Genomic DNA, 24,231 nt, shown 5'->3' on the forward strand with positions numbered 1-24,231 from the left:
CATTACCAATCAAAATACAATCGTCCAACCCTCACGCTCTGATTGCTGCTGAGTATAGGAGACTCCATGAACCTTTAAGCCTTGGTTATTCAATAACGTAATAATACCACCCTTGCTACTAAGTTGTACATTAGCTGGCAGCGTCACCACAAAAGTTGCACCCGCAGCCACAGTACCAGAGAGAGTAAACTTATTCTTAAACTTATCTGCGATCGCCCATCCCTTCAAGTCAATCGCCTGCGAACAAGTATTAAGTAAAGTTACGGTTTCCTTGCCAGCATCAGTACCAATGGGATTTACCAAAGCCGCCACAATCCGAATCACATCATCATGTTCTTCCACCTTAGCCATCTGCTGCGGTTTCTCCAAAAACCCGCCTGAAATCGGTGCAGCGATAGTCTCAATTTGGTGTCCAGTTGTATCATCAGTGTGCCAAGTTTGCGACTGAAACTTTAGAAAAATAGCCACCCAGCGATTATCCGAGGGGAAATGTATCAACATTCCCCCATCTTGCCACACGCCATCATCCGCGATAAATTTACCAACATTACCCTGATTCATGTGGATATCGTGAATCCCATTACCAGGCAAAAAGCCAAAGATTTTATCTTTAATAGTTTCGGGGCCCCACTTTTCACCAAAAGCATAAATCAGAGCATTTTCATCGGCCATCGCTCTTTCTACATACTTGTCAATTTTTTCATTTAAATCATTGTCAACGCCCGGTATATCAAAGGGCAGGGGAATCATGTTTTTGCGATCGAATAAATTGCCGCGAATAAAATCCAAAGCTAAACCCCCAGGCTTTCTTTCCACAGCATTGAATCCCCAAGGCAAATCTAACAAACCAGTTAATAGGGGGTGAGAGAAATTTTCATCTACTAAATACTCAAGTTCAGATGGTTCTAGTTTGGATTGAACATTAATAGCAATGCGGTAGTCCGTATCTTTTGAAACTAGATGGATTTGATAATGAGCATTAGAGATTTTAGCTAAACGGCTGCCTACAGGCCGACCTTTTAAAACACCATAATTTTTTAGCGGCATGAGTTTCTCCTTAAGTAGGGAATAGAACTGATTAATTAATTGATAACCCGCCTTATTCGCGGTAGAGTTACCAGCCAGATGCGGCGTTATATTATTAGTATATAAGTCTAGTCAGCAAGAAAGCAGATAATTTAATCTGGTAGAAAAAAGCTCTCAAGATTATTACTCAGTTCTACTACAATCCGAAAGTGAATCAGCTTTTCAGGATAGAATGTAGACCCATTCTCACCTCTTCCCGGTTCCTCTGTGCGCTCTCCTCCACTCCGGGCCACCGAGCCCCCATGCTCCCGCTCCGCACCTAACTGTTACAGTTCCTTACGATTTGAACAGACAAGGAACCTCTGAGTGATACTATGCCGTAAAAATCTTCAGAAATATCTATGGCAGAACAACTCACTGGACAACCCCCCATTTTCGGCGGCAGCACCGGCGGCTTGCTGACCAAGGCGCTAGTCGAAGAAAAGTACGCTATTACTTGGAGTAGCCCCAAGGAGCAAGTGTTTGAGATGCCTACTGGCGGCGCGGCCATTATGCGTCAAGGCGACAATCTGCTGTATTTACCTCGTAAAGAGCAGTGCATCGCTTTAGGCGGTCAACAACTGCGAGCCAAGTTCAAAATCACGAATTACAAGATTTACCGCATTTTTCCCGACGGTTCGACGGAGTACCTGCATCCCAAGGATGGCGTTTTCCCTGAGAAGGTGAATGAAGGCCGCCCCAAAGTAGGTAGCGTTGAACGTAATATCGGTAGTAATCCCAATCCGGCTACTTTGAAATTTAGCGGTAAGAAGACTTTTGATCCCTAAAAGGGGTATCAGAGCCAATTTCTTTGGGATTTTTCCCAGTTGTTAAGGGATTGCTCAAAATTCAGCCCTAGCGGGTTCATCCTGCTGGGGCTGAAATAAATAGAGGTAAAAAAGACTTGACATTAAGGAAAAAGCTGTGCTAAATTTATAAATGGTGCGGACGCATAGCTCAGTTGGTTAGAGCACTACGTTGACATCGTAGGGGTCACAGGTTCGAGTCCTGTTGTGTCCATTGAAAAAACCAGAGTTAACAAATCAGGTTTTCCCAGTTTATCCTCTGGCGGAATAGAAAATAGTGAGGGCGATCGCGACTTTCGCTGAGGTGGCAAGTGGTAGAGTTTGATTGAGAGAGTGCGATCGCATCCTTAAAATCTGGTAAACCTGTGCGATCAGATAAATTGTAAAGTAAAGACTTTGACTAGAGGATGTCGCATGGCAAGGCAAAAGAAACCTGACCAAAGAAAGATCGATCAATATAATCACGAAAATCAGCAACGAGTCAATAACCCACCTGTGGGATTGGTTACGCCAGAAACCGATCCTGATGGGGATAATAAAAATTATAGCTACGATCCGCACCTTGACCCCCAATTAGTTTGGGCGGGTAAGGCAGAACATACTAATTTTGAAGTGCCAACTGTATCATTGCACGTTCACGAACGCATCGATCCTCGCACCATTATAGAAGCAGTTCGTAAGCAAAATCAAAGCGAGGGTGTGCAGTTATCTCTGTTTGAAATAGCAGAGGAAAATCCGCCGATTCGACAGGCGATCGAATTTTACAAGCACAAGCATAATTGGAGTAACCGCTTAGTAGCTGGAGATTCGCTTTTAGTGATGAACTCCCTATTAGAAAAAGAGGGAATGGCGGGACAAGTGCAGATGATTTATTTCGATCCGCCTTATGGGATTAAATATGGTTCCAATTTTCAGCCGTTTGTGAATAAGCGCGATGTCAAAGATGGGAAAGATGAGGATTTGACTCAAGAACCGGAAATGATTAAGGCATTTCGGGATACTTGGGAATTGGGGATTCATTCTTATTTGACTTATTTAAGAGATAGATTGTTATTGGCGAGGGAGTTATTGTCCGAAACTGGTAGTATTTTTGTGCAGATTTCGGATGAAAACTTGCATCATGTTAGGGAATTGATGGATGAGGTTTTTGGAATAGATAAATTTATAGTTATAATTTCAATTCAAAAAACAGGTAGTTCTACGGGAGCTTTTATTCAATCAAATTGTGATTATCTACTTTGGTATGTCAAGGATTTTCAGCAAGCAGCAAAAAGCTTTAAAAAATTATTTATTCAACGGAAGCTGAGAAGTGCTGGTGGTACTGGTTATTCAATGGTTGAACTACCAGATAAAACAGATCGACCTCTAACTAATGATGAAATTGCTGATTTAGAAACATTACCAGCAGGTAGCAAAATTTGGAGAGCTTATCCGCTAACGTCAGATGGCTTCAGACCAACAACTACTATTGAATTTGAATTTCAAGGCAGAAAGTATCATCCAGGTAGTAACCGTCACTGGGGAGTTACACCAGAGGATTTACAAAAGGTAGCAAAACAAGGGCGTATTGTTGCACTGGGTAATCAAATACATTTAAAGAGGTACTTCGATGATTATCCTGTAATTCCATTATCAAATTACTGGGATGATTTAGGAGGCGTAAGTAATAGAATTTATGTTGTTCAAACTAATCAAACTGCGATTCAACGTTGTATTTTAATGACAACTAAACCAGGTGATTTAGTCCTAGACATCACCTGCGGTAGCGGTACAACAGCCTACGTAGCCGAACAATGGGGACGCAGATGGATAACTTGCGATACTTCAAGAGTAGCAATAACCCTAGCCAAACAAAGGTTAATGACCGCCACCTTTGACTATTATCAACTAGCAAATTCCCAAGCAGGCGTAAGCGATGGATTCAAATACAAAACTGTCCCTCATATCACCCTCAAATCTATTGCCAATAACCCCGAAATTCGGGAAGGCATGAATCGCATAGAAATCGAACAAGCCATTAATAAATACGCAGGCCAAGAAACACTTTACGACCAACCATTATTAGACAAATCCAAAGCCAGAGTTACTGGCCCCTTCACCGTCGAAGCCGTACCCGCACCCACAGTAAAACCAATTGACGATATTATCAATCCCCCCATTCCTGACAATTCAATCGCCCGTTCTGGCGAAACTTTACGCCAATCAGAATGGCGAGATGAACTGCTAAAAACGGGGATTCGTGGTAAAAACGGGCAATATATTTTATTCTCCAGAGTCGAATCTTTACCCGGAACTCGTTGGCTTCATGCCGATGCCGAAACTAAACCAAATGACCTGGGCGCTAATACAGTAAAAGAAACTGGTGGTAGTTATGGTCAACCAATGCGAGTGGTAATTTCCTTCGGGTCACAACACGCACCTTTAGAACAAAGACAAGTCACCCAAGCCATTGAAGAAGCACAAACTTTAGTTCCCAAACCCAAATTAATTGTCTTTGCTGCTTTTCAATTTGACCCGGAAGCCGCCAAAGATATCGAAGAAACCAATTGGCCGGGAGTCACATTATTAAAAGCGCAAATGAACGCCGATTTACTAACAGAAGATTTGAAGAAAAAACGGGCTAGTAATGAGAGTTTTTGGTTGATTGGTCAGCCAGATGTTGCGCTGCGGCGGATCGAGAAAGGAGAAAATAAAGATAAGTGGCAAGTCGAAGTTTTTGGCTTTGATTATTATAACACAAAAACCGGAAATATTGAGTCTGGTAGTGTGGAAAAAATTGCGGTTTGGATGTTAGATATTGATTATGATGGGAGAAGTATTTTCCCCCGTCAGGTTTTCTTCCCGATGGCAGGAGAAAAAGATGCTTGGTCGCGCTTAGCTAAGAATTTAAAAGCTGAAATTGACGAGGATTTAATCGAGTCTTATCAGGGGACTGTTTCCTTGCCTTTTGAAATGGGAGAATATCAGCAGGTTGCTGTTAAAATTGTGGACGATCGGGGAATTGAGAGTTTGAAGATTATTCGGTTAACCTAAGAAACCCGGTTTCTGGGTGAGTGCTATAATCTAACTATGACTTTGAATATCAATCAAACCTTAATCAATAAATGGAGAAATAAACCATGCTAATAGAAGAATATTTTGATTTTTTAGCACCCGATGACATTCGAGTAAAAGGGACAAGAGTGGGAATAGAAAGCATCCTTTATGAATATATTTATCGTCAACGTTCACCAGAGGAAATATTAAAACACTTTTCCACTCTAACTCTCGATCAAATTTACGCGACAATCCTTTATTATTTAACCAATAAAGAAGCCGTAAATAAATATATTGAAGACTGGTTAGAATGGTCACATCAACAAAGAAAAGCCCAAGAATTAAACCCTCATCCAGCTTCGATAAGACTCCAACAAATTAAGATGGAAAGACAGAAAAAAAATGGCACTCAAGTATCTTATTGATGAAAATGTTGACCCGATTTATCCTACTCAACTTCGGATTAGACAACCGGAATTAATAATTCGGGTTATTGGCGAACCTTCTATACCAGCAAAAGGAACTAAAGACCCGGAAATTTTAGAATGGTGTATGGTTTTAGGTATTTAATTGTGGAGAATATAACTATGACTCTGGCTATCAATAAAAAAGATGTAATTTTAGATAACTACATTAAAAAGTTGGAGGTTTTTCCAATGACTCAAACAATATCCAAGTTAATAACTTTTGATGAATTTCTGGAATGGAAACCAGAAAACGGACATTATGAATTACATAACGGAGTTATTGTTGAAATGCCAAATCCAACTGGTCAACATTCTGCGATCGCGGGTTTTCAGGCCGTCGAGTTTGGTTTAGAAATCAGGCGACTACAGCTTCCTTACTTTATTCCCAAGGAATGTACAATTAAATTTTGCGATAACTCTGGATACGATCCAGATGTCATTGTATTAGATAAACAAGCCGTAGCAGCCAATGAATCTCGATGGGAAAAAGAATCCGTTATTACTCAAGGAAATTCCATAAAGTTAGTTGTTGAAGTTGTCAGCACAAATTGGCGGGATGATTATGCACATAAAATGATTGATTATGAAGCATTAGGCATTCCCGAATATTGGATAGTCGATTATTTAGGTTTAGGTGGTAGCCGTTATATAGGTTCTCCGAAACAGCCTACTTTATCAGTTTATCAGCTAGTAGATGGTGAGTATCAAATTAAGTTATTTCGAGGAGATGAAAGAGTTGAGTCTTTAGTGTTTCCTGGGTTGAATTTGACCGCCGTGCAGATTTTTAATGGTGAGTAAGTATTCAGACGATCAATCTTATTATACTAAAAAGCGTTTTACTATAATAAGATTTCGATCCAGCCGTCTTATTTCACTGGAATAACATAAGACAGGAAAACCTCAAACTTTGTCCCGCAGTTACCCAATTATGCGATCTGGTTGATACGTCCAACAAATTGAAGCATTATGTCATCAAAAACTACGATCGATCAACTCATTATCAATTCTCCCTACGAAGAACCGCAAAAATATTGGCACTACGATCGCACTTCTCGCCTATTCAACCTAGCAGCAGGAAGACGACCCGCAGGCTATATTATTGCTTCCGAAAACTCTAAAACTTCCGACGATGCCGGTAAATTTGTCGAGATTCCTTTAGTTAACCAAATTCGTCCCCGCGTCAAAGCTTGGTGCGATGATGGATACCCCGGTGTCACAGGCGTTACCAAGCGTCTGCTAGAACACTGGGACAAATCAGAAGAACGGGATTTTCCCTTCTTTTTCTGTCAGTTAGAAGCCATAAAAACCCTAATCTGGCTAACAGAATCCCCACCCTCTGCAAAAGTTGGTATTGATATTCCTGACGATGGCGGAAACTTCAAACGCCTGTGTTCCAAAATGGCAACAGGTTCGGGCAAAACTATCGTTATGGCGATGTTAATTGCATGGCAAATTATCAATAAAGTTACCTATCCCCAAGATCCCCGTTTTTCTAAAGCCATTTTTATTGTTGCACCTGGACTAACTGTTAGAAATCGCCTACAAGTTCTGCTTCCCTCTGCGGAAAATAACTACTATGAAATATTCAATATTGTGCCTCTGGGATTATTCGATAAAATTCGTCAAGGGAAAGTTTTAATCCGCAACTGGCACGCCTTGAATTGGGAAACTGAAGAACAAATAAAAAAGAAGAAAGGAGTTGATAAACGCGGTGCAAAAAGTAACGAAGCCTACGCTAGAGAAGTATTAGGAGAAGTTGCCAATTCTAGCAACATTATTGTTATTAACGACGAGGCACACCACGCATGGCGCATACCTGCTGAATCCAAAATTAAAGGTATTAGTAAAGAAGAATTAGACGAGGCTACAAAATGGGTTGGTGGACTCGATCGCATTCATCAAGCTAGAAAAATTCTCACCTGTTTTGACTTTTCTGCCACACCCTTTGCACCCTCTGGTAAAAAGAGTTCAGAAGAAGCTTTATTTGGCTGGATTGTTAGCGATTTTGGCTTAAATGATGCCATTGAATCTGGCTTAGTTAAAACTCCTCGCGTGGTGATTCGTGACGATAGCAAATTAACAAAAGACTATAAATCTCGCCTTTATCATCTCTATCGAGATCCCGAAGTTTATGATGATATCAATCGTAAAGCTAAACCTGATGAATCCCTCCCGGATTTGCTGGCTAACGGCTATCTTTTACTCGGAAAAGATTGGCTAGAAACGGCGAAATCATGGCAAGAATCGGGGCATAAAGTTCCACCAGCCATGATTTCTATTGCTAACCGTACCGAAACTGCGGCTAGAATTAAATATGCTTTCGATCATCACAAAATTCATATCGAAGAACTCTGTAACTCAGAACGCACTTTACACATTGATTCTAATGTTTTAAAAATGGCAGAATCCCAAGAAGAAAGTACCGAAATCCAAGATACAGCCGCAGAAAATAGCGAAGATGATAACTCTGAGGATGAACCTATTCGCAAACTTTCAAAGAAAGAACAAGCAGAACTTTTACGAAAAACAGTTGATACAGTTGGTCAACTTGGAAAGCCTGGGGAACAAATTCAAAATGTTATTTCTGTTGGGATGTTATCTGAAGGTTGGGACGCTAAAACTGTAACGCATATTATGGGGATTCGCGCATTCACCAGCCAACTTCTCTGCGAACAAGTCGTAGGTAGAGGTTTACGGAGAACTACTTACGACATCAACCCAGAAACAAACCTACTTGAAGCCGAATATGTTAATATTTTTGGTGTTCCTTTTACCTTTCTTCCCCACGAATCTACCGAAGGAACTCCACCCCCACCACCTAATCCTAAAACTGAAATTAAACCCGATCCTGAAAAACAGCAGTTTGAAATGAGGTTTCCCAATATTGTCCGCATTGATTATATTTATAAACCAGAACTAAAACTCGATTTGAGTCAGATTAAACCTTTAAAGTTAGATGCCTATGACAATAGCACACAAGCAGATCTCGCCGCTATTTTGGATGGTAAACCGGATGTGACCAGAATTGAGACGATCAACTTAGAAGATTTGGGTGAAAAATTTCGGATGCAAAAAATTGCTTTTGAAGCTGCCAGAGATATTTTTGACCAGATGAAACCTGGTTGGCAAGGTAATCGAGAATACTTACTAGCCAAACTGATTCGATTAGTCGAAGAATTTATCCAGTCAGATTTCATCGAAATTAATCCACCATTATTTAGTTTGGATGAAATTAAACGGCGGATTCTGATTACTCTCAATATGAGTAAAATTGTTCAGCACATTTGGCAAGCTATTTATTTAGAAAATACAGAAGTAATTGAACCAGTATTCGATCCAGAACATCCCATCCGTTCTACATCTGATATGCGTCCCTGGCATACAGGTAAACCTTGCGAGTATACCCAAAAATCCCATATTAATTGTTGCATTTTTGATAGTACATGGGAAGCCAGCGAAGCTTTTGAACTGGATCGGAATGACTATGTTGATGCTTGGGTGAAAAACGATCATCTGGGATTTGAAATTTTGTATATTTTTGATGGAATTGTGCGTAAATATCGCCCCGATTTCATTATCCGACTGAAAAATGGCAATTTCTTGATTTTGGAAACCAAAGGACAACCAACTCGCCAAGATGAGGCTAAATGGGGATTTTTAGATCGGTGGATTCAAGCTGTTAATCAGCATGGTGGCTTTGGTTATTGGCAACTTGAAGTCTCAAGAAATCCATCTGACGTTAGGCTAATTTTGGAGAAAACTGCATTTCAGTCGAGATAAATTTACTTGTTTTTGGGGAAAATATTATCTTTCCCAAACTGATGACTTGACCTAAAGCGGTTATAAACCTGTTCATCCGCTTAATCACCGCACCTAAAGCGATCGCATCCCACCAAAATCGCTAAAATTCCCACTTAATCTGTAAAGTAGTGTCAGCTAATTCCAAATATAGCAACCGCCACAACGGTTAGGACACTTGCTCATGGCTCAAACCATTGACTCTCTTCCCCCTTTTCCCTTCTTTCTCTTCTTTCCCTAGCCCCTAGCCCCTAGCCCTGAGCATCGTAACCGCCCTGGCGGTTGCTATACCTTGACCCTCAAGGCTTCGCAGGGGCCGGCTGAGGTGGAGATGCAGGAAGAGTGGGGCTGCTTTTACCGCTGAGCAACTGCTCGAGCTGCTCCTTACTCAGCGATCGCAAAATACTTAGGCCCAACACATCTTTACTAATTCCTTTGATATAAGAAGGTTGGAGATAACGGCGGAAATTTTGGTCGTTAGCCAGATAGGTTTCCATAAAAGCCACACTCAATCCGTTAAGATAGCGACGAGCTAAGGCCGGTTCGGGGCCAATAGCATTAGTAGGAACCCGGAAAACACTCTCAGGGGATTCATCGATCGTCGAGAAATGTGTGCCGTTGTTGAGCAGTACGAGATATTTCTCAGGGTTTGTTAGCCAGGTAAAGGGTTGAATCTGTTCGAGCACCGCTGGTGCAACTGTATCGGCAGTGGCAGCTAAAATCATTACAGGGACTTGAATTTGGCTGAGGTTTGATTCGCCTAGAATGCTGCTGACAATCGGATTGATGGCGATCGCAGCTTTAACCCGGCTATCGCTCAAATTGTAATCCCGACGGCGCAGAGTTTGAGCGCGACATTGAAGCAGTAACGAAATATTCCAAGTATCGAACTCTTGCTCGCAATCCTTATCTAGTTGCTCAAAATTAATCCCTCCCCCCGCTAAAGCCAAAGCTGTATAGCCGCCGAAAGACTGACCGATTACCCCCACTCGCTGCAAGTCCATTTTTCCTTGATATTTGGGGTCAGATGCAGGAAGGGTATCTAGGAAATCGAGCAGATCCTTAATATCTAGAGGGCGATCGACAAATTCTGTAGGTTGGGCCACCTCACTTGCTCTACCTACCACCAAGTTCTGCAACTGTTGAGAACTGCTACCGGGATGTTCCGGGACAGCAACGGCAAATCCGTAAGAGGCCAAATGTTCGGCTAAATAGGCAAAGGAGTAGCGGTCTGAGCCTAAACCGTGAGAAATGACAATTAATGGTGCCGGTAATGACCCGCCTGTAGGCAAATACAGATCGAAGGGAAAACTACGCCCCTGGCGGTTTTTACTCATCATTGTCAGAGAAACTTTTTCCCAACTCAGCGCCCCCCGTCGGTCTGGAGTTTGGAACTCGGAAAGGTTAACTGCTGGTTCCGATGCAGCTTGGGCGTTTGCCAACTCGATTACTCCTGCGATCGCTCGGTTTGACCTATTTACCAAAGCCGTTAGCTGATTAACCAGTTCTAACCCCCGTGCAATATCGATCCGAATCCCATAAGTCGGAAATTTTTTGAGCACATTGATCGGTGTCAAACCCTCTGCATCTGCCGCTGCTAGAATTAACGCCGCTCGAATTGCATAAAAACCAGGCTGTCGCCCCTTTGTCTGCACGACTCGCCCCAAACGTTCCAGCAACACTTCACCTTGGGGGGTGTAAAGGAACTGAGAAATAGTCACGGGGCTGACTTCGGCCTTTGCTTGCAGTGCCTGTCGCAACTGAGCTAGCTGCTGCTGGTTGGCGTACTGAGCGAAGCCATCCCAAGTGTGATCGATTACGCCTGTCTGCACAAACAGCTCTAAAGACTCTATGGGCACTGAAATTTCCAGGGGGCCATAAGTCACGTAAACTCGCTGTGCTCCCAAGGCCGGGGCAGCAGCCAGAACCGCAATGCTGCACAACCCCAAGTATCTCAGGGCGATCGGCCGCACCGCGCGTTTTGCTCCTTCAGACAGACTCCTTAACAGACGGTTCATAACTCTGACACCTAGCAGTTCTCTCACCATCATCTAATAGTACAGAGCCAGATGAGATTCTGTGGGATTTAGGTTATGGTGAGTATATAACTCTAAAAATATTCTCTGGTGCATCGGTAGTTCGCAAATACTACTCAATCCGATTTATGTCAACTTATACGCGATCGCCAATTATTATTTATGCAACTACCTAAAACTTCCTGATTGATTTTCGCCCTTAAAGCTTGAGTGAGAGAAATCACAATGTTTAATGCAACTGCGATCCTAATTGACGCTTTCGTGCAAGAGCTACAGGCTGGATACCGCCGTACCTACGGTAAATATAAGCCGGATTACCCCGATATCATTGCCTGGGCGGGGAACATGGCTCTGGAAAACATCGCTAATTGCGACGCTCTCTATCACAATGTCGAACACAGTATGTTAGTTGCCCTAGTAGGACAGGACATCCTCCGGGGCAAACACATCCGCGAAGGGGGTGTCTCCCCTGAAGACTGGCTACACTATATCATTTCTTTGTTGTCTCACGACATCGGTTATGTCAAAGGTGTTTGCCGCCAAGACCAAGAAGCTGTTGGACTCTACGCCACTGGCATTGATGGAGGAATGGTTTCGATACCAATTGGTGCAACTTCTGCCAGTCTCACACCTTATCATGTTGACCGAGGTAAATTAGTAATCGATGAGCGTTTTGGTGGCCACAAACTAATTGATGCCGAACAAATTAAACGCAATATTGAACTGACTCGCTTCCCTGTACCTGCTGGTGAAACTCATCAAGATCGGCATAATTATTCGGGACTTGCTCGCGCCGCTGACTTAATTGGCCAACTTAGCGATCCGAATTATTTGCGAAAAATTAGTGCTCTTTTCTACGAGTTTGAAGAAGTCGGCACTAATAAAATCTTAGGCTATAAATCCCCCGGAGATTTGCGGCGGAATTATGCCAAATTTTACTGGAACGGCGTTTTTCCTTACATCCCTGCCGCTTTGAGTTACTTAGAATTGACTCAAGGAGGAAAACAAATTATCGCCAATCTCTACGCGAATGTATTTCAGGTAGAACACGCAGAACCCCTAGCTTTGAAACGTGCGGCTGTTGAAGAACTCTTTAAACCGGAAACTAATGGCAGTTTGAATGGTGACAGTGAAAATGGTGATGGTTTTGCGAGTGTCGCCACTGAAACCCGTAAGTTTAGTGACTTCTCGAATCTGAATTTGTGAGGAATTAGTCAGAATTTAGATTCAACTAAGAAGAGGAGTCAATTTTAGGATGAAATACTTTCTCCTGATTTCTGACTCCTTATTTATTCCTTAAGTAGTCGGACATAATTAAACATAAGGTGGGCGCTCGCCGCAACCAGCCTGTAAATCATAGCTAAATCCAATTAAAAATTAAAAGTTAAAAATCAAAAAGGAAATCAATTAAATTTTTAATTTTTAATTTTACATTTTTAATTCTTGAGAGAGGCGAGCGCCCACCCTACGCTTCATTGTGTCCATCTATTTAATTTAAAATCTAAAATTGATTATGATGCCAGAAGTTCAGCAACGAGTCCAACAATTGAGAAAACAATTACAGGAAGCTAGCTATGCTTACTATGTTCTGGATACGCCAATTATGCCAGATGAGGTGTACGATCGCCTCTATCGCGAACTACAAGAACTAGAAACCCAACATCCCGAATTAATCAGCCTGGAAAGTCCCACTCAGCGAGTTGGAGAAAAACCAGCCACCCACTTTTCCAGCGTTAGACATAATATCCCTCTCTACAGTTTAGAAAACGCTTTCAATATTGAGGAATTTATCAAATGGGAGGAACGTTGGCAGAGGGGAATCGGGACTAATGAGGGGGAATTGGCAACAGGAAACACTCTGGAATCAAGTCAAAAAACCTCCCCAGTCTCCAAATATGTTTGCGAGTTAAAAATTGATGGTTCTGCTTTAGCCCTAACTTATGAAAATGGCATTTTAGTCCGAGGTGCAACACGCGGAGATGGCGTTACTGGTGAAGAAATCACCCAAAATGTCAAGACAATTCGCTCGATACCATTACAACTACAATTAGAAGATTGTCCACCATTGGTAGAAGTTCGAGGAGAGGCCTTTTTATCCTTAGCTGTGTTTGAAGAAATCAATCAAGAACGAGAAAAATCTGGCGATTCCCTATTTGCTAATCCTCGCAATGCCGCCGCAGGTACATTGCGGCAATTAGATTCAAAAATTGTGGCTAAACGCCGTTTAGATTTCTTTGCTTATACGCTACAAATACCAGGTAAAGAAGATATTGAGGTCGCAGATACTCAGTGTAAATCTTTGGAATTATTGCAACAAATGGGGTTTAAAGTCAATCCCAATCGGCAACTTTGTCTTGCTTTGGATGAAGTTCGGGAATATTACCAATATTGGGATATCGAACGGCGAAACTTGCCTTATATGACGGATGGAGTTGTTGTTAAAATTAATGACTTACGATTGCAAAAACAACTAGGTTTTACTCAGAAATTCCCCCGCTGGGCCGTCGCCCTCAAGTATCCCGCTGAGGAAGCCCCTACTTTAGTTGAGTCAATCGCAGTTTCCGTAGGGAGAACCGGGGCGCTAACGCCAGTTGCAGAGTTAAAACCGGTGCAGTTAGCGGGTACAACTGTTTCCAGGGCGACGCTACACAATAGCGATCGCATTTTATCCTTAAATATCCACATTGGCGATACAGTAATTGTTCGCAAAGCTGGTGAAATTATCCCGGAAGTAGTACGGGTTTTACCTGAACTGCGCCCGGAAGGTGCTCAATCCTTTCAAATGCCTAGTTGCTGTCCAGAATGCGGCCAACCAGTTGTCAGAGAAAAAGGTGAGGCGGTTACTCGCTGTATTAATACATCTTGTCCAGCTATTTTAAGGGGTGCGCTGATTCATTTTTGTAGCCGAGATGCAGTAGATATTAATGGCATTGGTGAAAAATTAGTGCAGCAGTTAGTTGATAGTAATTTAGTGCATTCTGTGGCAGATATCTATGATTTAACTGTGGAAAGATTGATGAATTTAGAAAGAATGGGCAAGAAGTTAGCCGATAAATTAGTTGGGGCAATTGCTAATTCTAAGACTCAACCTTGGTCAAGGATATTGTACGGTTTAGGCATTCGTCATGTGGGCAGTGTTAATGCCGTATTGTTAACAGAAAGGTTTCCCGATGTCGAACAGTTAGCAGCGGCATCTGCGGCGACTATTGAGGGAGTTTATGGTATTGGCCCAGAAATTGCCCAGTCTGTATATCAATGGTTTCAAGTACCTGCAAATCAGAATTTAATTGAACGTCTGAAAGTTGCGGGGTTACAACTGAAGTCAGAAGCAACTAGCAACAAGGTAGAAGGTAAAAATTTGTTGTTGGCAGGTAAAGTTTTTGTAATTACGGGAACTTTGCCAACGCTAAAGCGAGATGAAGCGAAAGAGTTGATTCAAAAAGCTGGGGGAAAAGTTACAAATTCTGTTAGTGCTAAAACTAACTATTTAGTTGTAGGTGAAGATGCCGGTTCTAAGTTAGAAAAAGCTCAAGAATTGGGAATTGTGCAACTTTCAGAAGCTCAATTATTAGAAATGATTAAGTAGAAAGAAGAAAAGAAGGGGCTAGGGGCTAGGGGCTAGGGAGAGTGGGGGAGAGGGGAAGATGGGGAGAGGGGGGAGATGGGGGAGATGGGGAAGTGGGAAAGAAGGGAATAGAATCAGCGAGTTTCAGTAACTCAGAACGTCCTAACTACCAAGAAGGTTGATATAACGAGATTTTCCCCAGACTCAACAGGCAGAAGTGCTATCCTTACTGAATAGCACTCTAGCTCAACTGCATCCTATACTCCTGTAGACACATAACCTGCAAACCCAGGGAGAAAAACCTAAGCAATTAGTTCGCCTGTTTCTTGTAGCGAGTGTAATCGCCGATAAATCCCTCCTTGGCTTAACAACTCCTCATGAGTACCAACTTCCACAATCTGACCTTGGTCAAGAACCACAATCCGATCCGCCTCGCGAATCGTACTCAGCCGATGGGCAATAATAATCGTCGTCCGCGTCCCCAAGATATTTTTCATTGCTAGCTGAATCGATCGCTCTGATTCATAATCCAGACTAGAAGTAGCTTCGTCAAAGATTAGCACATCTGGATCGACTAATAGCGCCCTCGCAATTCCCAACCGCTGTCGCTGACCACCTGACAACCGCACACCGCGTTCGCCGACAACCGTATGATAACCTTGGGGCAATTGATGGATAAACTCATCTACTTTCGCAATCCGACAAGCATCCTCAACTTGTTCAAAAGTAGCTTTCCGATTGCCATAAATCAAGTTATCCAACAAAGTACCATTGAAAACATCAACTTCTTGATGAACGATCGCCAAACGCTGGCGGTAAGCAGTCACATCTAATGTGCGAATGTCGTCACCATCAATGAGAATGCGACCTGCTTTCGGTTCAAAATACCGAAATAATAGCTTCACCAAAGTAGACTTACCGGAGCCCGATTTACCTACTAAAGCTACAGTTTGACAGGGATGAATTAACAAATCAATATCCTGTAACACCGGTTTTTCGAGGTCATACCCAAAAGTAAGATGAGAAAACTCAACCTTGCCAGTAAATTTGTATGATGGACGTATTAACTCGGCTGTAAATTCCTGTTCCAAATTTACCCCATCAGCACCATCTGGCAACTGTATAAACTCGTGAAACCGCATCATTGAAGAATAGCGGCGAGCAAATACTTCCGCAAGATTACTGATCGGAGTTATTTGTGAATAAGCCATGCTTGCTAATGTATAAGTCGTAACGAAGTATCCCAGAGAAATCTGACCGTCAGCCGTTGCTGCTAGGCTAAAACCTAGAACTGAGAACAGGCAAAACTGAGTAATTGTTCTCTGATATACTCCCAAGTTCACATATCCTCGATGGATGCGGTCAATGACAACTTTTAACTCGCGGTTAAGCCGTGTTGTTTGTCGTTGTAGTTCGACTGTTTCGGTGGCAAAAGCTTTGACGGTTTTGATATTAGTGATAATTTCTGAATTGCGACTTTCGGTATCTTCGCTATATTTATCGAGTATTTCTTCTCTATCAGTCAGGGTTTTAAGACTTTTGAGGGTGATACTCAGGATAAATAGGAAAGAAACCAAAATTAATAAGCCAATCCGCCATTCTATTAGCCAAATTATGGCAAAGATGCCTATTAATCGCACAACTTCGGGTATTAGTTCACCGGCAATTTCTGGGTATGTCCAGGTATGGTTTGCTAGTCCTTTGGCAATGCGGCTGGCAATGCGTCCAGGGTTGTTTTCGTCGTAAAATTCTAGGGGTACAGTGAGGATTTTGGCGATCGCGCCTTGCGTGCGATCCCGACGCGCTTTTAAGGCAATTACCCAGTGAAACCAGGGGCCAAGCCAAGTCTGTACAGGGGCTTTACAGACGGTGACTAGGAAAATTAAGCCCAGCAATACTGATAGGGATAATGTCTGATTGACGGGTTGTTGAGTGGCGGAGGCGATCGCATTTATTAAATTTTGCGCGATCGCATCTGGCGGTTTACCCGACAAAACGTTTAAAGTTTGACCAATTGCGTAGGGAACAATCAGATCGATTAGTTCAAAGGCGCTGGATGCTCCTATACTGAGGACAGAAGTTTTCCAATAGCCCTCGTAATATTTGAGGATGTCCCGAAAGCTTGCCATAGGTTTTACTTGTAATACGGCCCATCGGGCCATCAAAAGTAAAGACGCACCATTGCGCGTCTTTACTACAACTATATTACAAGAGTATTACCGCTGGGAGCGTCCAACTTCATCCAGATGACTCACCCGACTGGGTGATTAGCTTAAAGCGTAGGCTGATTGTAGTGCCCACCAGATCAGGAAACTGATACCACCCAGAATCGCGATCGCTGAGACTGCGATCGCCGTTGGGCTATCGGCTCCCTTAAATTTCATGATGCCGCGATTTAAGTCAGACATAGTACAGTAGTCCTAATTCTTACGCTGATTGTAGCAAACACTCTATTTTCTAACATCTAACTTGGAGTATATTTGTAAAATAATAATTAAGATTTTGTTAAATATAGGGTAGACAAAGCTACAACAAGCTGAGATTGAATAGTTATAAATGATTGTCGGCTTTGCCTACCCTACAATATATTCAAAAAATTAGTTATGTTTGCTGATGAGCATCCAACCAAGCCACTAAATCACTAACATCAGAAAAATCTAATAACGCCTCACCCAGATTTTCCAATTGCACAACAGATAACAGACGAATTCTTGCTTGTAGCTGAGCATTAATCTCCCCAACACGACGATTTAGCAGACGCATAGTATATGCTAACGCTTCCTGTCCTAGTCCTTGTTGTAGTCCTTGTTGGAGACCTTGTTGCTCTCCTCGCTGGATGATTTCTTGATAAATTACAGACTCACGCATAATGTCCTCTCTGAATCATTGGTGAACAACTGAAAAACTGGTTATTCTTAATGATTAGTATCTAGCCAAGCAACTAAATCACTAACATCAGAAAAATCCAATAACGCCTCACCCAAATTTTCTAATTGCACAACAGATAACAGACGAATTTTTGCTTGTAGCTGAGTATTAATCTCACCAATACGACGATTTAGCAAGCGCATAGTATATGCTAACGCTTCCTCTCCTAATCCTTGTTGCAATCCTTGTTGCAATCCTTGTTGCAATCCTTGTTGCAATCCTTGTTGTAGTCCTTGTTGTAGTCCTTGTTGCTCTCCTCGCTGGATGATTTCTTGATAAATTACAGATTCACGCATAATCTCCTCTCTGAATAGTTGGCGAATCAATGTTGTATTAAACCGCAGACCTGCTAAAATCTCTATACAAGCTGAAAGATTCTGCCGCTCATCCGGTGCTTCAATGCTAGCAACTTGTTCTGCTACTTGTTGTAGCAAAGTATTGGGATTATCCGATCGCGCTAACACAGCTAAGGGTAAAAGTTCAGGATTTGCCAGTAAAGGTGCGGGGTTTTGTTCCCACATTCGGATTACTCGGTAGCGGTGCTGAGTATTACGAGCAGTAAACTGATTAGTAAAGGCAGTTTGGGAACTCGTGCGCGTTAAAAAAATCACGACTTGTTCGATGTCGCACCGATATTGACGATGCAGCCTCACCCAATAGTCTAACATTCTGAGCGGCATTGGTGGCTCGGAAGCAGGCTCAGTTTGAAATTCTAGGTGTAGAATTTGGTTTGCTACTTGCAAGAATGTCACCGAGTCTGCTCTAATAGGTTCGAGGCTGAGTTCAGTTTTGAGTACCTGAATTTCCTCGGTGTTAGTTGGGAGTAGCCAGCGGACAAATGAAACAGGATACTCTTCTGCTAGATATTTACAAATGTTATCGTATGTCACAGGCGATCGCTTAAAAAGTTTTGCACTTAATATAGATTTTTCAGGTAATCTTCCCTCATTTATTGTCAATTGTCAACTTGTGTGCTATACTAAAACGTTTGTAGAAATCTCCTAAAGATAAATCCTATATGGCAACTAAGCCAACGATCGCATTTACTCACCTCGGTTGTGAAAAAAATCGCATAGACACCGAGCACATGATTGGCTTATTGGCACAAGCAGGCTATCAAGTTGATGCCAATGAAGAGTTAGCCGATTACGTTATTGTTAATACTTGCAGTTTTATCCAAGCAGCGCGGGAAGAATCCGTCCGCACTTTGGTAGAATTAGCTCAAGCTAATAAAAAAATTGTGATTGCTGGCTGTATGGCACAGCATTTTCAACAAGATTTACTCAATGAATTGCCAGAAGCAGTGGCATTGGTTGGCACTGGGGATTATCATCAAATTGTTGGTGTAATTGAACAAGTGGAAAAAGGCGATCGCGTTACCTTAGTTTCCGCTGAACCTACCTACATCGCCGATGAAAACACCCCTCGCTACCGCACTACACCGGAAGCTGTCGCCTACTTGCGAATTGCCGAAGGATGCGACTATCGCTGTGCATTTTGCATTATCCCTCATTTGCGCGGAAATCAGCGATCGCGCACCATCGAATCTATTGTCGCCGAAGCCGAACAATTAGCTGCCGAAGGCGTAAAAGAAATTATCTTAATTTCCCAAATTACTACCAATTATGGCAAAGACATCTACGGCGAACCCAAATTAGCCGAACTGTTACACGCATTAGGTAAAGTTGATATACCTTGGATTCGGATGCACTACGCCTATCCTACCGGTTTAACCCCGAAAGTAATGGCAGCAATTCAGGAAACACCCAATATTTTGCCTTACTTGGATCTACCCTTGCAACACTCCCACCCGGAAATTTTGCGGGCCATGAATCGGCCATTTCAAGCAGGAGTAAATGATAGCATCATTGAGCGGATTAAAGCCTCTATGCCTGATGCTATCTTGCGGACAACTTTTATCGTCGGCTTCCCTGGGGAAACAGAGGAACACGCAGCACATTTATTAGAATTTGTCAAGCGTCACGAATTCGATCACGTTGGAGTATTCACATTTTCTCCAGAAGAGGGAACACCCGCCCACGATTTACCCAATCAATTGCCGCAAGAGGTAATGGAAGCGCGACGGGAAGCAGTGATGGCGGCGCAGCAACCGATTTCGCTGAAGAATAATCAAAAGTCTGTAGGTAAAGTGGTGGATGTGTTGCTGGAACAGGAAAATCCAGAGACAGGAGAATTAATCGGGCGATCGGCTCGTTTTTCCCCTGATGTGGACGGCTTGGTTTATGTTGAGGGGGAGGCCTCTTTAGGGGCTATGGTGCGCGTAAACATTACTAATGCTGATATTTACGATCTTTATGGTAGCGTAGCTACTGTTTGAGAGGGCGGAAACTACCCCTAGCAATGGCTTAAGCCGCCAGGGGTTTTAACCCCTGTCGGACTAAGAGTTTGACGTGAAGTGGTCGCTATATTCATCTACACTAGCTTTAAGTTTATGGGTTTCAGTCAATAATGGTGACAGTAGATTTACCCCTAAATTCTCTGTGCAATTCCATTGTTGCATATACTTGTAAACTTCAGCAATTATCGCCTTTGCAGCATCTAAATCTTCTGCCTGAGACGCATGATAGTGCGCTCTGATTAGTGGTTTAATATCCTCAATATCTTGCCATTCAGATTCAGGTTTGAGGGGAATGCTGATAAAATAATCGTAAGCTTGACAATTTGCAGTGCGAACATTTTCATAGTTTTGATTTAATAAGCGATCGCCTTTTTCTTTGACTAGCGGATGCAATTGATAAGATTCGCATTGGTAATCATAATATAACAGTTGCCTGCGCTTGAGGGCAAGGATAATATTTTCTTTAAGTTCATATTTACTTACTTCTGGCATTTGAGTAGCAATTGCAGCAAAAGATAGGGGATATTCTGAAGTTTGGTACACTGAAATTCGGCTGAGGCAAGTTTGTTCTAATTCGCTGAGGCGGAGGATCATTTCATCAATTAAGTTTTCAATGTCTCGAATGAGTAGCCAATCTCTATCCTGCAAGAATTTTCCGACATTTCCCTGAAATTCGTCATCATCGCGAATTAATGCAGCGACCAGTTGTAAAGCTTTAGGATGTCCTTGATAGCGATGGGAAAGTTCGGCTAATTCTTCCTGGTTTGCAGTCAGATTTAAAGATTGCAATAGGGTAATTGCGGCATCTTGGTTTGGTCCGTTTAACTGGATTTCACGGGTGACAGTTGGCGGCAATTCGGCTAAGCTTTCGCGACTGGTGAATAGGATTTTACTTTGATGTTCTGTTTCTAATAGTTGTTGGAATAACCAAGGGTATTCGGCACTGTCGTCTGCGAAGTAGCCTGCGGTTTGTGCTTGTTTAGTTTTGAGGAGTGTTTCGGTGCGATCGAAGACAATTAAGCAAGGTTTAGTCTTGATAATTTTTATCAGTTTTTCTATCTTTTTTAAAGAGTCATCTTGAGTAGTGACGGCTGTTGTGATGTCGCCGTTGGATAGGGTGAATAGTAGGGAGTCTATCGTCCAATCAAAAGGAAGTGCTTTGCCTGTTGCAGATTGTAATGATTGCCAAGCAACGGCGGTGAAGGGGGTATTTTCTGTGTGGATTTGACGAATTAGTTGGCTAATGAGGGCAGTTTTTCCGATTCCTGGTAAGCCGACAATTGAGATGGCGGCGATATCTGAGTTAATCAGTGTAGCTTTTAAGATGTCAATTTCTTTTGTTCGATTTACCCAATTTCTCACGGGGGGTAAATTTTCAGGGAGGGGGAAGTTTTTATCGTTTTGAGAGTCTAGGGGGATATCTGCGATCGCGGCGGCTAAAAGTGGTTCTGTTTGCTTAATTTTGTAGCCTTCAGCAATGTATTCCCAGTTTTCTATTTCTACTGCTTTGCAAATATTGATAAAGTTCTCTCGTCTAATTCCTATTCTCGCCCAAAACCGCTTTAAGGTAGCTGTTGAAACTAAGGCTGCGAGACACCAAGTATCCTCAGTTTTATTCCATCCGAGATTGCGTCTTACCATATCAATGATTTTTAGCCCTTCTTCGGATGCCCTGAGTAAGCCGGCCATTGTTAGTCCTTTAGCACAATTGCGATCGAGTTTAAGTATAGCTTAGGTTGGAGAGCCGAAAGATGAGACAAATGAGCTAAATGAGACAAATGAGCCTTTTTTGTTGAGCCAAATGCTGAGCCGTTGAGCCAATATAGAGCTAAGGATTCAGGAGTATTCTGAAATGATGAGTCAGGCTTTCACCTACAGAAATGTATTTCCTCAGTCAGATGGATCAAACTTCAACTATTCAAGGTTAAACTCTTCAGAAACTGGGAGAATTGATGTAGACACCACTAAAGTTTTCTTTGAAGGATCTACTTCCGGCACTTTTGACAACGGCGAAAATGAGAAAACTTTAGGAACTCCTACTGCTGGAGACAGTGAAAGCTATGTGCGGTTTGACGGCAGGAGAAGTGACAGCAACGAATTTAGTGACGAACAGGAATTTAGTCAAGCCAAGGGAATTAGTACAGCCAGTGACATTCCTTTCAGCCTTGGCAATTTGAATTATCGCAATGGACTTACTGTTTTCGGTTCGGAACCTGAAGGTGATTTTCCTCTCAATGTCAGGCTATCTCTCACTAATCCTGTGCCTAGCGATCAGACATTCAATTTTTCATTTAACTTGACGGCTACAAAAAATACAACTGGCGATCCTGTTGAAGATGGAGATATTCTTCGCTTTTCTGGTTCTGGCATTTCTCAAGAGATAATTAAGTTCCCAGGTTCAACCGGAATTTCAGGATATAGACTTGAGTTAGTAGGATTTTCGGCGGATGGTGGCAAAACAACACTAGGGCTTTTTAACACCCCAGAACAACGTTTATCTGATGCTCTATTGATTGGTAAAATTAAACCCGTATCTATTCTCGAAGAAGCAGCGGAAGGAACGATTGAGGCAATAAAAGAGCTACCGGACAATATAAAAAATAAGATAGGAGAGACGGTTGATGATTTTAATACCAGACTTTCAAATTATAGTAAAGGCTTTTTAGATGGTCTGTACATTAAATTTACGGGTCTACCTAGCGGTCTTTCTCAGCAACGAGTTGCACAAAACTTAAAAGCGTCAGCCGAGCAAAATTCAACTTTTCAGATTACTGAAGCAGTAATGGATCAATATCCCGGAGGAATACTGGGAACTGAAAGTAACGATAACATAATCGGTTCACCTGCGACAGATGTAGTATTAGCTGCGGAGGGTGCTGACACTCTTGAAGGTGCTGGTGATGGCGATTATTTGCTGGGAGGAAAAGGTGACGATCGCATTTTAGGAGAAGATAGTAATGACATTCTCTCAGGCAATCAAGGTAATGATTTCGTCTCAGGTGGTGTTGCTGATGATTTAGTGAGGGGAGGAAAAGGCAACGATCAAATCTTTGGTGATGATGGAGAGGATATCTTAATCGGTGAAAGAGGAACTGATCGCCTTACTGGTGGAGGTGGAAGCGATATCTTTATCCTTAGAACAGATACAGGTATAGAAGAAACCAATCCTGCTAATGCTGATTGGTTACTTGACTTCAATGCAAGTGAAGGCGATCTAATTGGCATCAATGGAGGCGTACCAATTGACATTCTTACCTTCAGCCCTACTGATGTCAATCAAGATGGTATTGCTGACACCATTATTCAGTACACAGAAACCAACGAAATTATAGGTGTTTATACAAACATTTTTGGTGTCGTCATCAACACGCAGCCAGATGTTGTGAAAAATGCCTTATTTACTATTCCTCTAAACGATCCAATCACTCAGATAGGATGACGCTGTAGGAAAGTTACCCCATAGTTCGTCACATCAATATTAGCGATCGCCTTTTCCCCATCCACCTCTATTTGTGGTTAAAAAAGAGCGATCGCTCTTTCCCCAAAAAGCGCGATCGCCCTTCATCCCTCCGCTTCTATATGCAGTTGCTAAAAAGTGCGATCGCCCTTACGAAATAAGTGCGATCGCGCTTAAAATTAGAATAGAAAAACAACATGGTATGATTAATATAGAATTTGTCACAATCCATTATGTATGAGTGAAACTGTCTACATCGAAACCAGTATCTTAGGCTACCTCACCGCCAGAAACACCAAAAACTTGATTCTAGCTGCAAACATGGAGGTAACACGAGATTGGTGGGAATTTCGGCGAAGCAATTTCAATCTCTACATCTCACAAGTTGTTTTGGATGAAATAGCACAAGGGGATTCAGAGATTGCGGCTCAACGTTTGGAGATAGTTCGCGACTTTCCATTGCTTGAACTCAATCAAGCTGTACGAGACTTAGCAGGACAATTTCTCACACGCAGCAATCTTCCTCCCAAAGCTGCTGATGATGCAGTTCATATTGCAACAGCTACCGTTCACGATTTAGATTACCTGCTAACATGGAACTGTAAGCATATCGCTAACGCTCAAATTCAGAGAAAACTTGCAGAAATTAGTCTTGATTTCGGATACCAATTACCGCTAATTTGTACGCCTTACGAACTACTAGGAGGTTAATTC

General features: G+C 42.3%; 20 protein-coding genes and 1 tRNA gene. 13 read left to right on the plus strand and 8 right to left on the minus strand.

Translation table 11 applies throughout. The annotated features are described in order from the left end of the window. Window positions 1-9 precede the first annotated feature (9 nt). Entirely contained in the window at window positions 10-1,047 is a 1,038-nt protein-coding gene (locus OSCI_RS18210; RefSeq protein WP_007356550.1) for a DUF2278 family protein, read from the minus strand. A 380-nt stretch (window positions 1,048-1,427) separates the two neighbouring features. Between OSCI_RS18210 and OSCI_RS18215 the strand changes: the two genes are divergently transcribed. Further along, entirely contained in the window at window positions 1,428-1,853 is a 426-nt protein-coding gene (locus tag OSCI_RS18215; protein WP_007356552.1) for a photosystem I reaction center subunit II PsaD, read from the plus strand. A 158-nt stretch (window positions 1,854-2,011) separates the two neighbouring features. Further along, window positions 2,012-2,085: transfer RNA gene (locus OSCI_RS18220), tRNA-Val, on the plus strand. Between the two features lie 38 nt (window positions 2,086-2,123). Here the strand turns inward: OSCI_RS18220 and OSCI_RS30120 are convergent. Continuing rightward, entirely contained in the window at window positions 2,124-2,297 is a 174-nt protein-coding gene (locus tag OSCI_RS30120; protein ID WP_155523424.1) for a hypothetical protein, read from the minus strand. On the opposite strand from OSCI_RS30120, the gene OSCI_RS18225 reads away from it, so the two are divergent. From OSCI_RS18225 to OSCI_RS18240, 5 genes are all read left to right on the plus strand, one after another. Continuing rightward, window positions 2,286-4,904 carry a site-specific DNA-methyltransferase gene (locus OSCI_RS18225; protein WP_007356554.1) on the plus strand — a complete coding sequence of 873 codons (2,619 nt, stop codon included), beginning with the start codon at window positions 2,286-2,288 and terminating at the stop codon, window positions 4,902-4,904. The two genes, OSCI_RS30120 and OSCI_RS18225, sit on opposite strands and share 12 nt — an antisense overlap. An 86-nt stretch (window positions 4,905-4,990) precedes the next feature. Then, window positions 4,991-5,332 (plus strand): DUF433 domain-containing protein, encoded by a 342-nt coding sequence (locus tag OSCI_RS18230; protein WP_007356555.1) that lies wholly within the window; start codon window positions 4,991-4,993, stop codon window positions 5,330-5,332. Further along, window positions 5,310-5,477: a hypothetical protein gene (locus OSCI_RS30125; RefSeq protein ID WP_007356556.1), complete on the plus strand. Its 168-nt coding sequence runs from the start codon at window positions 5,310-5,312 to the stop codon at window positions 5,475-5,477. Before OSCI_RS18230 ends, OSCI_RS30125 begins: the two co-directional genes overlap by 23 nt. An 86-nt stretch (window positions 5,478-5,563) precedes the next feature. Next, on the plus strand, window positions 5,564-6,172 hold the full coding sequence (locus OSCI_RS18235; protein WP_026103840.1) for a Uma2 family endonuclease: 609 nt from the start codon (window positions 5,564-5,566) through the stop codon (window positions 6,170-6,172). Window positions 6,173-6,340: 168 nt separating this feature from the next. Next, window positions 6,341-9,154, plus strand: a complete 2,814-nt coding sequence (locus tag OSCI_RS18240; RefSeq protein ID WP_007356558.1) for a BPTD_3080 family restriction endonuclease — start codon at window positions 6,341-6,343, stop codon at window positions 9,152-9,154. A gap of 317 nt (window positions 9,155-9,471) precedes the next feature. On the opposite strand, the gene OSCI_RS18245 is transcribed toward OSCI_RS18240, so the two are convergent. Next, a complete protein-coding gene (locus OSCI_RS18245; protein ID WP_019487753.1) occupies window positions 9,472-11,190 on the minus strand; it encodes an alpha/beta hydrolase in 1,719 nt (572 codons plus the stop codon). Between the two features lie 243 nt (window positions 11,191-11,433). On the opposite strand from OSCI_RS18245, the gene OSCI_RS18250 reads away from it, so the two are divergent. Both OSCI_RS18250 and ligA read left to right on the plus strand, forming a co-directional pair. After that, the gene (locus tag OSCI_RS18250) at window positions 11,434-12,414 is read left to right on the plus strand and encodes an Npun_R2479 family HD domain-containing metalloprotein (RefSeq protein WP_007356560.1); all 981 of its coding nucleotides are present in this window, start codon (window positions 11,434-11,436) and stop codon (window positions 12,412-12,414) included. Between the two features lie 307 nt (window positions 12,415-12,721). Beyond that, a complete protein-coding gene (ligA, locus tag OSCI_RS18255) occupies window positions 12,722-14,794 on the plus strand; it encodes an NAD-dependent DNA ligase LigA (RefSeq protein ID WP_007356561.1) in 2,073 nt (690 codons plus the stop codon). 281 nt (window positions 14,795-15,075) lie between these two features. Here the strand turns inward: ligA and OSCI_RS18260 are convergent, their stop codons facing one another. The 4 genes from OSCI_RS18260 to OSCI_RS18275 all read right to left on the minus strand — a co-directional run bounded on the left by OSCI_RS18260 (window position 15,076) and on the right by OSCI_RS18275 (window position 18,591). After that, window positions 15,076-16,902: an ABC transporter ATP-binding protein gene (locus OSCI_RS18260; protein WP_007356562.1), complete on the minus strand. Its 1,827-nt coding sequence runs from the start codon at window positions 16,900-16,902 to the stop codon at window positions 15,076-15,078. Window positions 16,903-17,040: 138 nt separating this feature from the next. Next, on the minus strand, window positions 17,041-17,181 hold the full coding sequence (locus OSCI_RS30825) for a hypothetical protein (RefSeq protein ID WP_007356563.1): 141 nt from the start codon (window positions 17,179-17,181) through the stop codon (window positions 17,041-17,043). 193 nt (window positions 17,182-17,374) lie between these two features. After that, window positions 17,375-17,641: a DUF4351 domain-containing protein gene (locus tag OSCI_RS18270; RefSeq protein ID WP_007356564.1), complete on the minus strand. Its 267-nt coding sequence runs from the start codon at window positions 17,639-17,641 to the stop codon at window positions 17,375-17,377. A gap of 47 nt (window positions 17,642-17,688) precedes the next feature. Next, on the minus strand, window positions 17,689-18,591 hold the full coding sequence (locus tag OSCI_RS18275) for a DUF4351 domain-containing protein (RefSeq protein ID WP_007356565.1): 903 nt from the start codon (window positions 18,589-18,591) through the stop codon (window positions 17,689-17,691). Window positions 18,592-18,719: 128 nt separating this feature from the next. Here OSCI_RS18275 and rimO point away from each other — a divergent pair, with 128 nt between their 5' ends. Further along, window positions 18,720-20,039 carry a 30S ribosomal protein S12 methylthiotransferase RimO gene (gene rimO / locus OSCI_RS18280; RefSeq protein WP_007356566.1) on the plus strand — a complete coding sequence of 440 codons (1,320 nt, stop codon included), beginning with the start codon at window positions 18,720-18,722 and terminating at the stop codon, window positions 20,037-20,039. Between the two features lie 60 nt (window positions 20,040-20,099). On the opposite strand, the gene OSCI_RS18285 is transcribed toward rimO, so the two are convergent. Then, on the minus strand, window positions 20,100-21,749 hold the full coding sequence (locus tag OSCI_RS18285; protein WP_007356567.1) for an ATP-binding protein: 1,650 nt from the start codon (window positions 21,747-21,749) through the stop codon (window positions 20,100-20,102). A 163-nt stretch (window positions 21,750-21,912) separates the two neighbouring features. On the opposite strand from OSCI_RS18285, the gene OSCI_RS18290 reads away from it, so the two are divergent. The 3 genes from OSCI_RS18290 (at window position 21,913) to OSCI_RS18295 (ending at window position 24,228) form a co-directional block, all read left to right on the plus strand. Next, window positions 21,913-23,499: a choice-of-anchor K domain-containing protein gene (locus OSCI_RS18290; RefSeq protein WP_007356568.1), complete on the plus strand. Its 1,587-nt coding sequence runs from the start codon at window positions 21,913-21,915 to the stop codon at window positions 23,497-23,499. Between the two features lie 73 nt (window positions 23,500-23,572). Continuing rightward, a complete protein-coding gene (locus OSCI_RS30130; protein WP_148288863.1) occupies window positions 23,573-23,758 on the plus strand; it encodes a hypothetical protein in 186 nt (61 codons plus the stop codon). After that, a complete protein-coding gene (locus tag OSCI_RS18295; RefSeq protein ID WP_007356569.1) occupies window positions 23,755-24,228 on the plus strand; it encodes a type II toxin-antitoxin system VapC family toxin in 474 nt (157 codons plus the stop codon). The genes OSCI_RS30130 and OSCI_RS18295 overlap by 4 nt, the downstream gene beginning before the upstream one ends. The last annotated feature ends 3 nt before the right edge of the window (window positions 24,229-24,231 follow it).

The sequence above is a fragment of the Kamptonema sp. PCC 6506 genome, from assembly GCF_000180455.1.
Taxonomy (GTDB): Bacteria; Cyanobacteriota; Cyanobacteriia; order Cyanobacteriales; family Microcoleaceae; genus Kamptonema; species Kamptonema formosum.

What these genes read in the sequence shown, in the direction of transcription:
- OSCI_RS18210 (WP_007356550.1), bottom strand. Translation starts at nt 1,047, where the DNA reads ATGCCGCTAAAAAATTATGGTGTTTTAAAAGGTCGGCCTGTAGGCAGC.
- OSCI_RS18215 (WP_007356552.1), top strand. Translation starts at nt 1,428, where the DNA reads ATGGCAGAACAACTCACTGGACAACCCCCCATTTTCGGCGGCAGCACC.
- OSCI_RS18225 (WP_007356554.1), top strand. Translation starts at nt 2,286, where the DNA reads ATGGCAAGGCAAAAGAAACCTGACCAAAGAAAGATCGATCAATATAAT.
- OSCI_RS18230 (WP_007356555.1), top strand. Translation starts at nt 4,991, where the DNA reads ATGCTAATAGAAGAATATTTTGATTTTTTAGCACCCGATGACATTCGA.
- OSCI_RS30125 (WP_007356556.1), top strand. Translation starts at nt 5,310, where the DNA reads ATGGCACTCAAGTATCTTATTGATGAAAATGTTGACCCGATTTATCCT.
- OSCI_RS18235 (WP_026103840.1), top strand. Translation starts at nt 5,564, where the DNA reads ATGACTCAAACAATATCCAAGTTAATAACTTTTGATGAATTTCTGGAA.
- OSCI_RS18240 (WP_007356558.1), top strand. Translation starts at nt 6,341, where the DNA reads ATGTCATCAAAAACTACGATCGATCAACTCATTATCAATTCTCCCTAC.
- OSCI_RS18245 (WP_019487753.1), bottom strand. Translation starts at nt 11,190, where the DNA reads ATGAACCGTCTGTTAAGGAGTCTGTCTGAAGGAGCAAAACGCGCGGTG.
- OSCI_RS18250 (WP_007356560.1), top strand. Translation starts at nt 11,434, where the DNA reads ATGTTTAATGCAACTGCGATCCTAATTGACGCTTTCGTGCAAGAGCTA.
- ligA (WP_007356561.1), top strand. Translation starts at nt 12,722, where the DNA reads ATGATGCCAGAAGTTCAGCAACGAGTCCAACAATTGAGAAAACAATTA.
- OSCI_RS18260 (WP_007356562.1), bottom strand. Translation starts at nt 16,902, where the DNA reads ATGGCAAGCTTTCGGGACATCCTCAAATATTACGAGGGCTATTGGAAA.
- OSCI_RS30825 (WP_007356563.1), bottom strand. Translation starts at nt 17,181, where the DNA reads ATGTCTGACTTAAATCGCGGCATCATGAAATTTAAGGGAGCCGATAGC.
- OSCI_RS18270 (WP_007356564.1), bottom strand. Translation starts at nt 17,641, where the DNA reads ATGCGTGAGTCTGTAATTTATCAAGAAATCATCCAGCGAGGAGAGCAA.
- rimO (WP_007356566.1), top strand. Translation starts at nt 18,720, where the DNA reads ATGGCAACTAAGCCAACGATCGCATTTACTCACCTCGGTTGTGAAAAA.
- OSCI_RS18285 (WP_007356567.1), bottom strand. Translation starts at nt 21,749, where the DNA reads ATGGCCGGCTTACTCAGGGCATCCGAAGAAGGGCTAAAAATCATTGAT.
- OSCI_RS18290 (WP_007356568.1), top strand. Translation starts at nt 21,913, where the DNA reads ATGATGAGTCAGGCTTTCACCTACAGAAATGTATTTCCTCAGTCAGAT.
- OSCI_RS18295 (WP_007356569.1), top strand. Translation starts at nt 23,755, where the DNA reads ATGAGTGAAACTGTCTACATCGAAACCAGTATCTTAGGCTACCTCACC.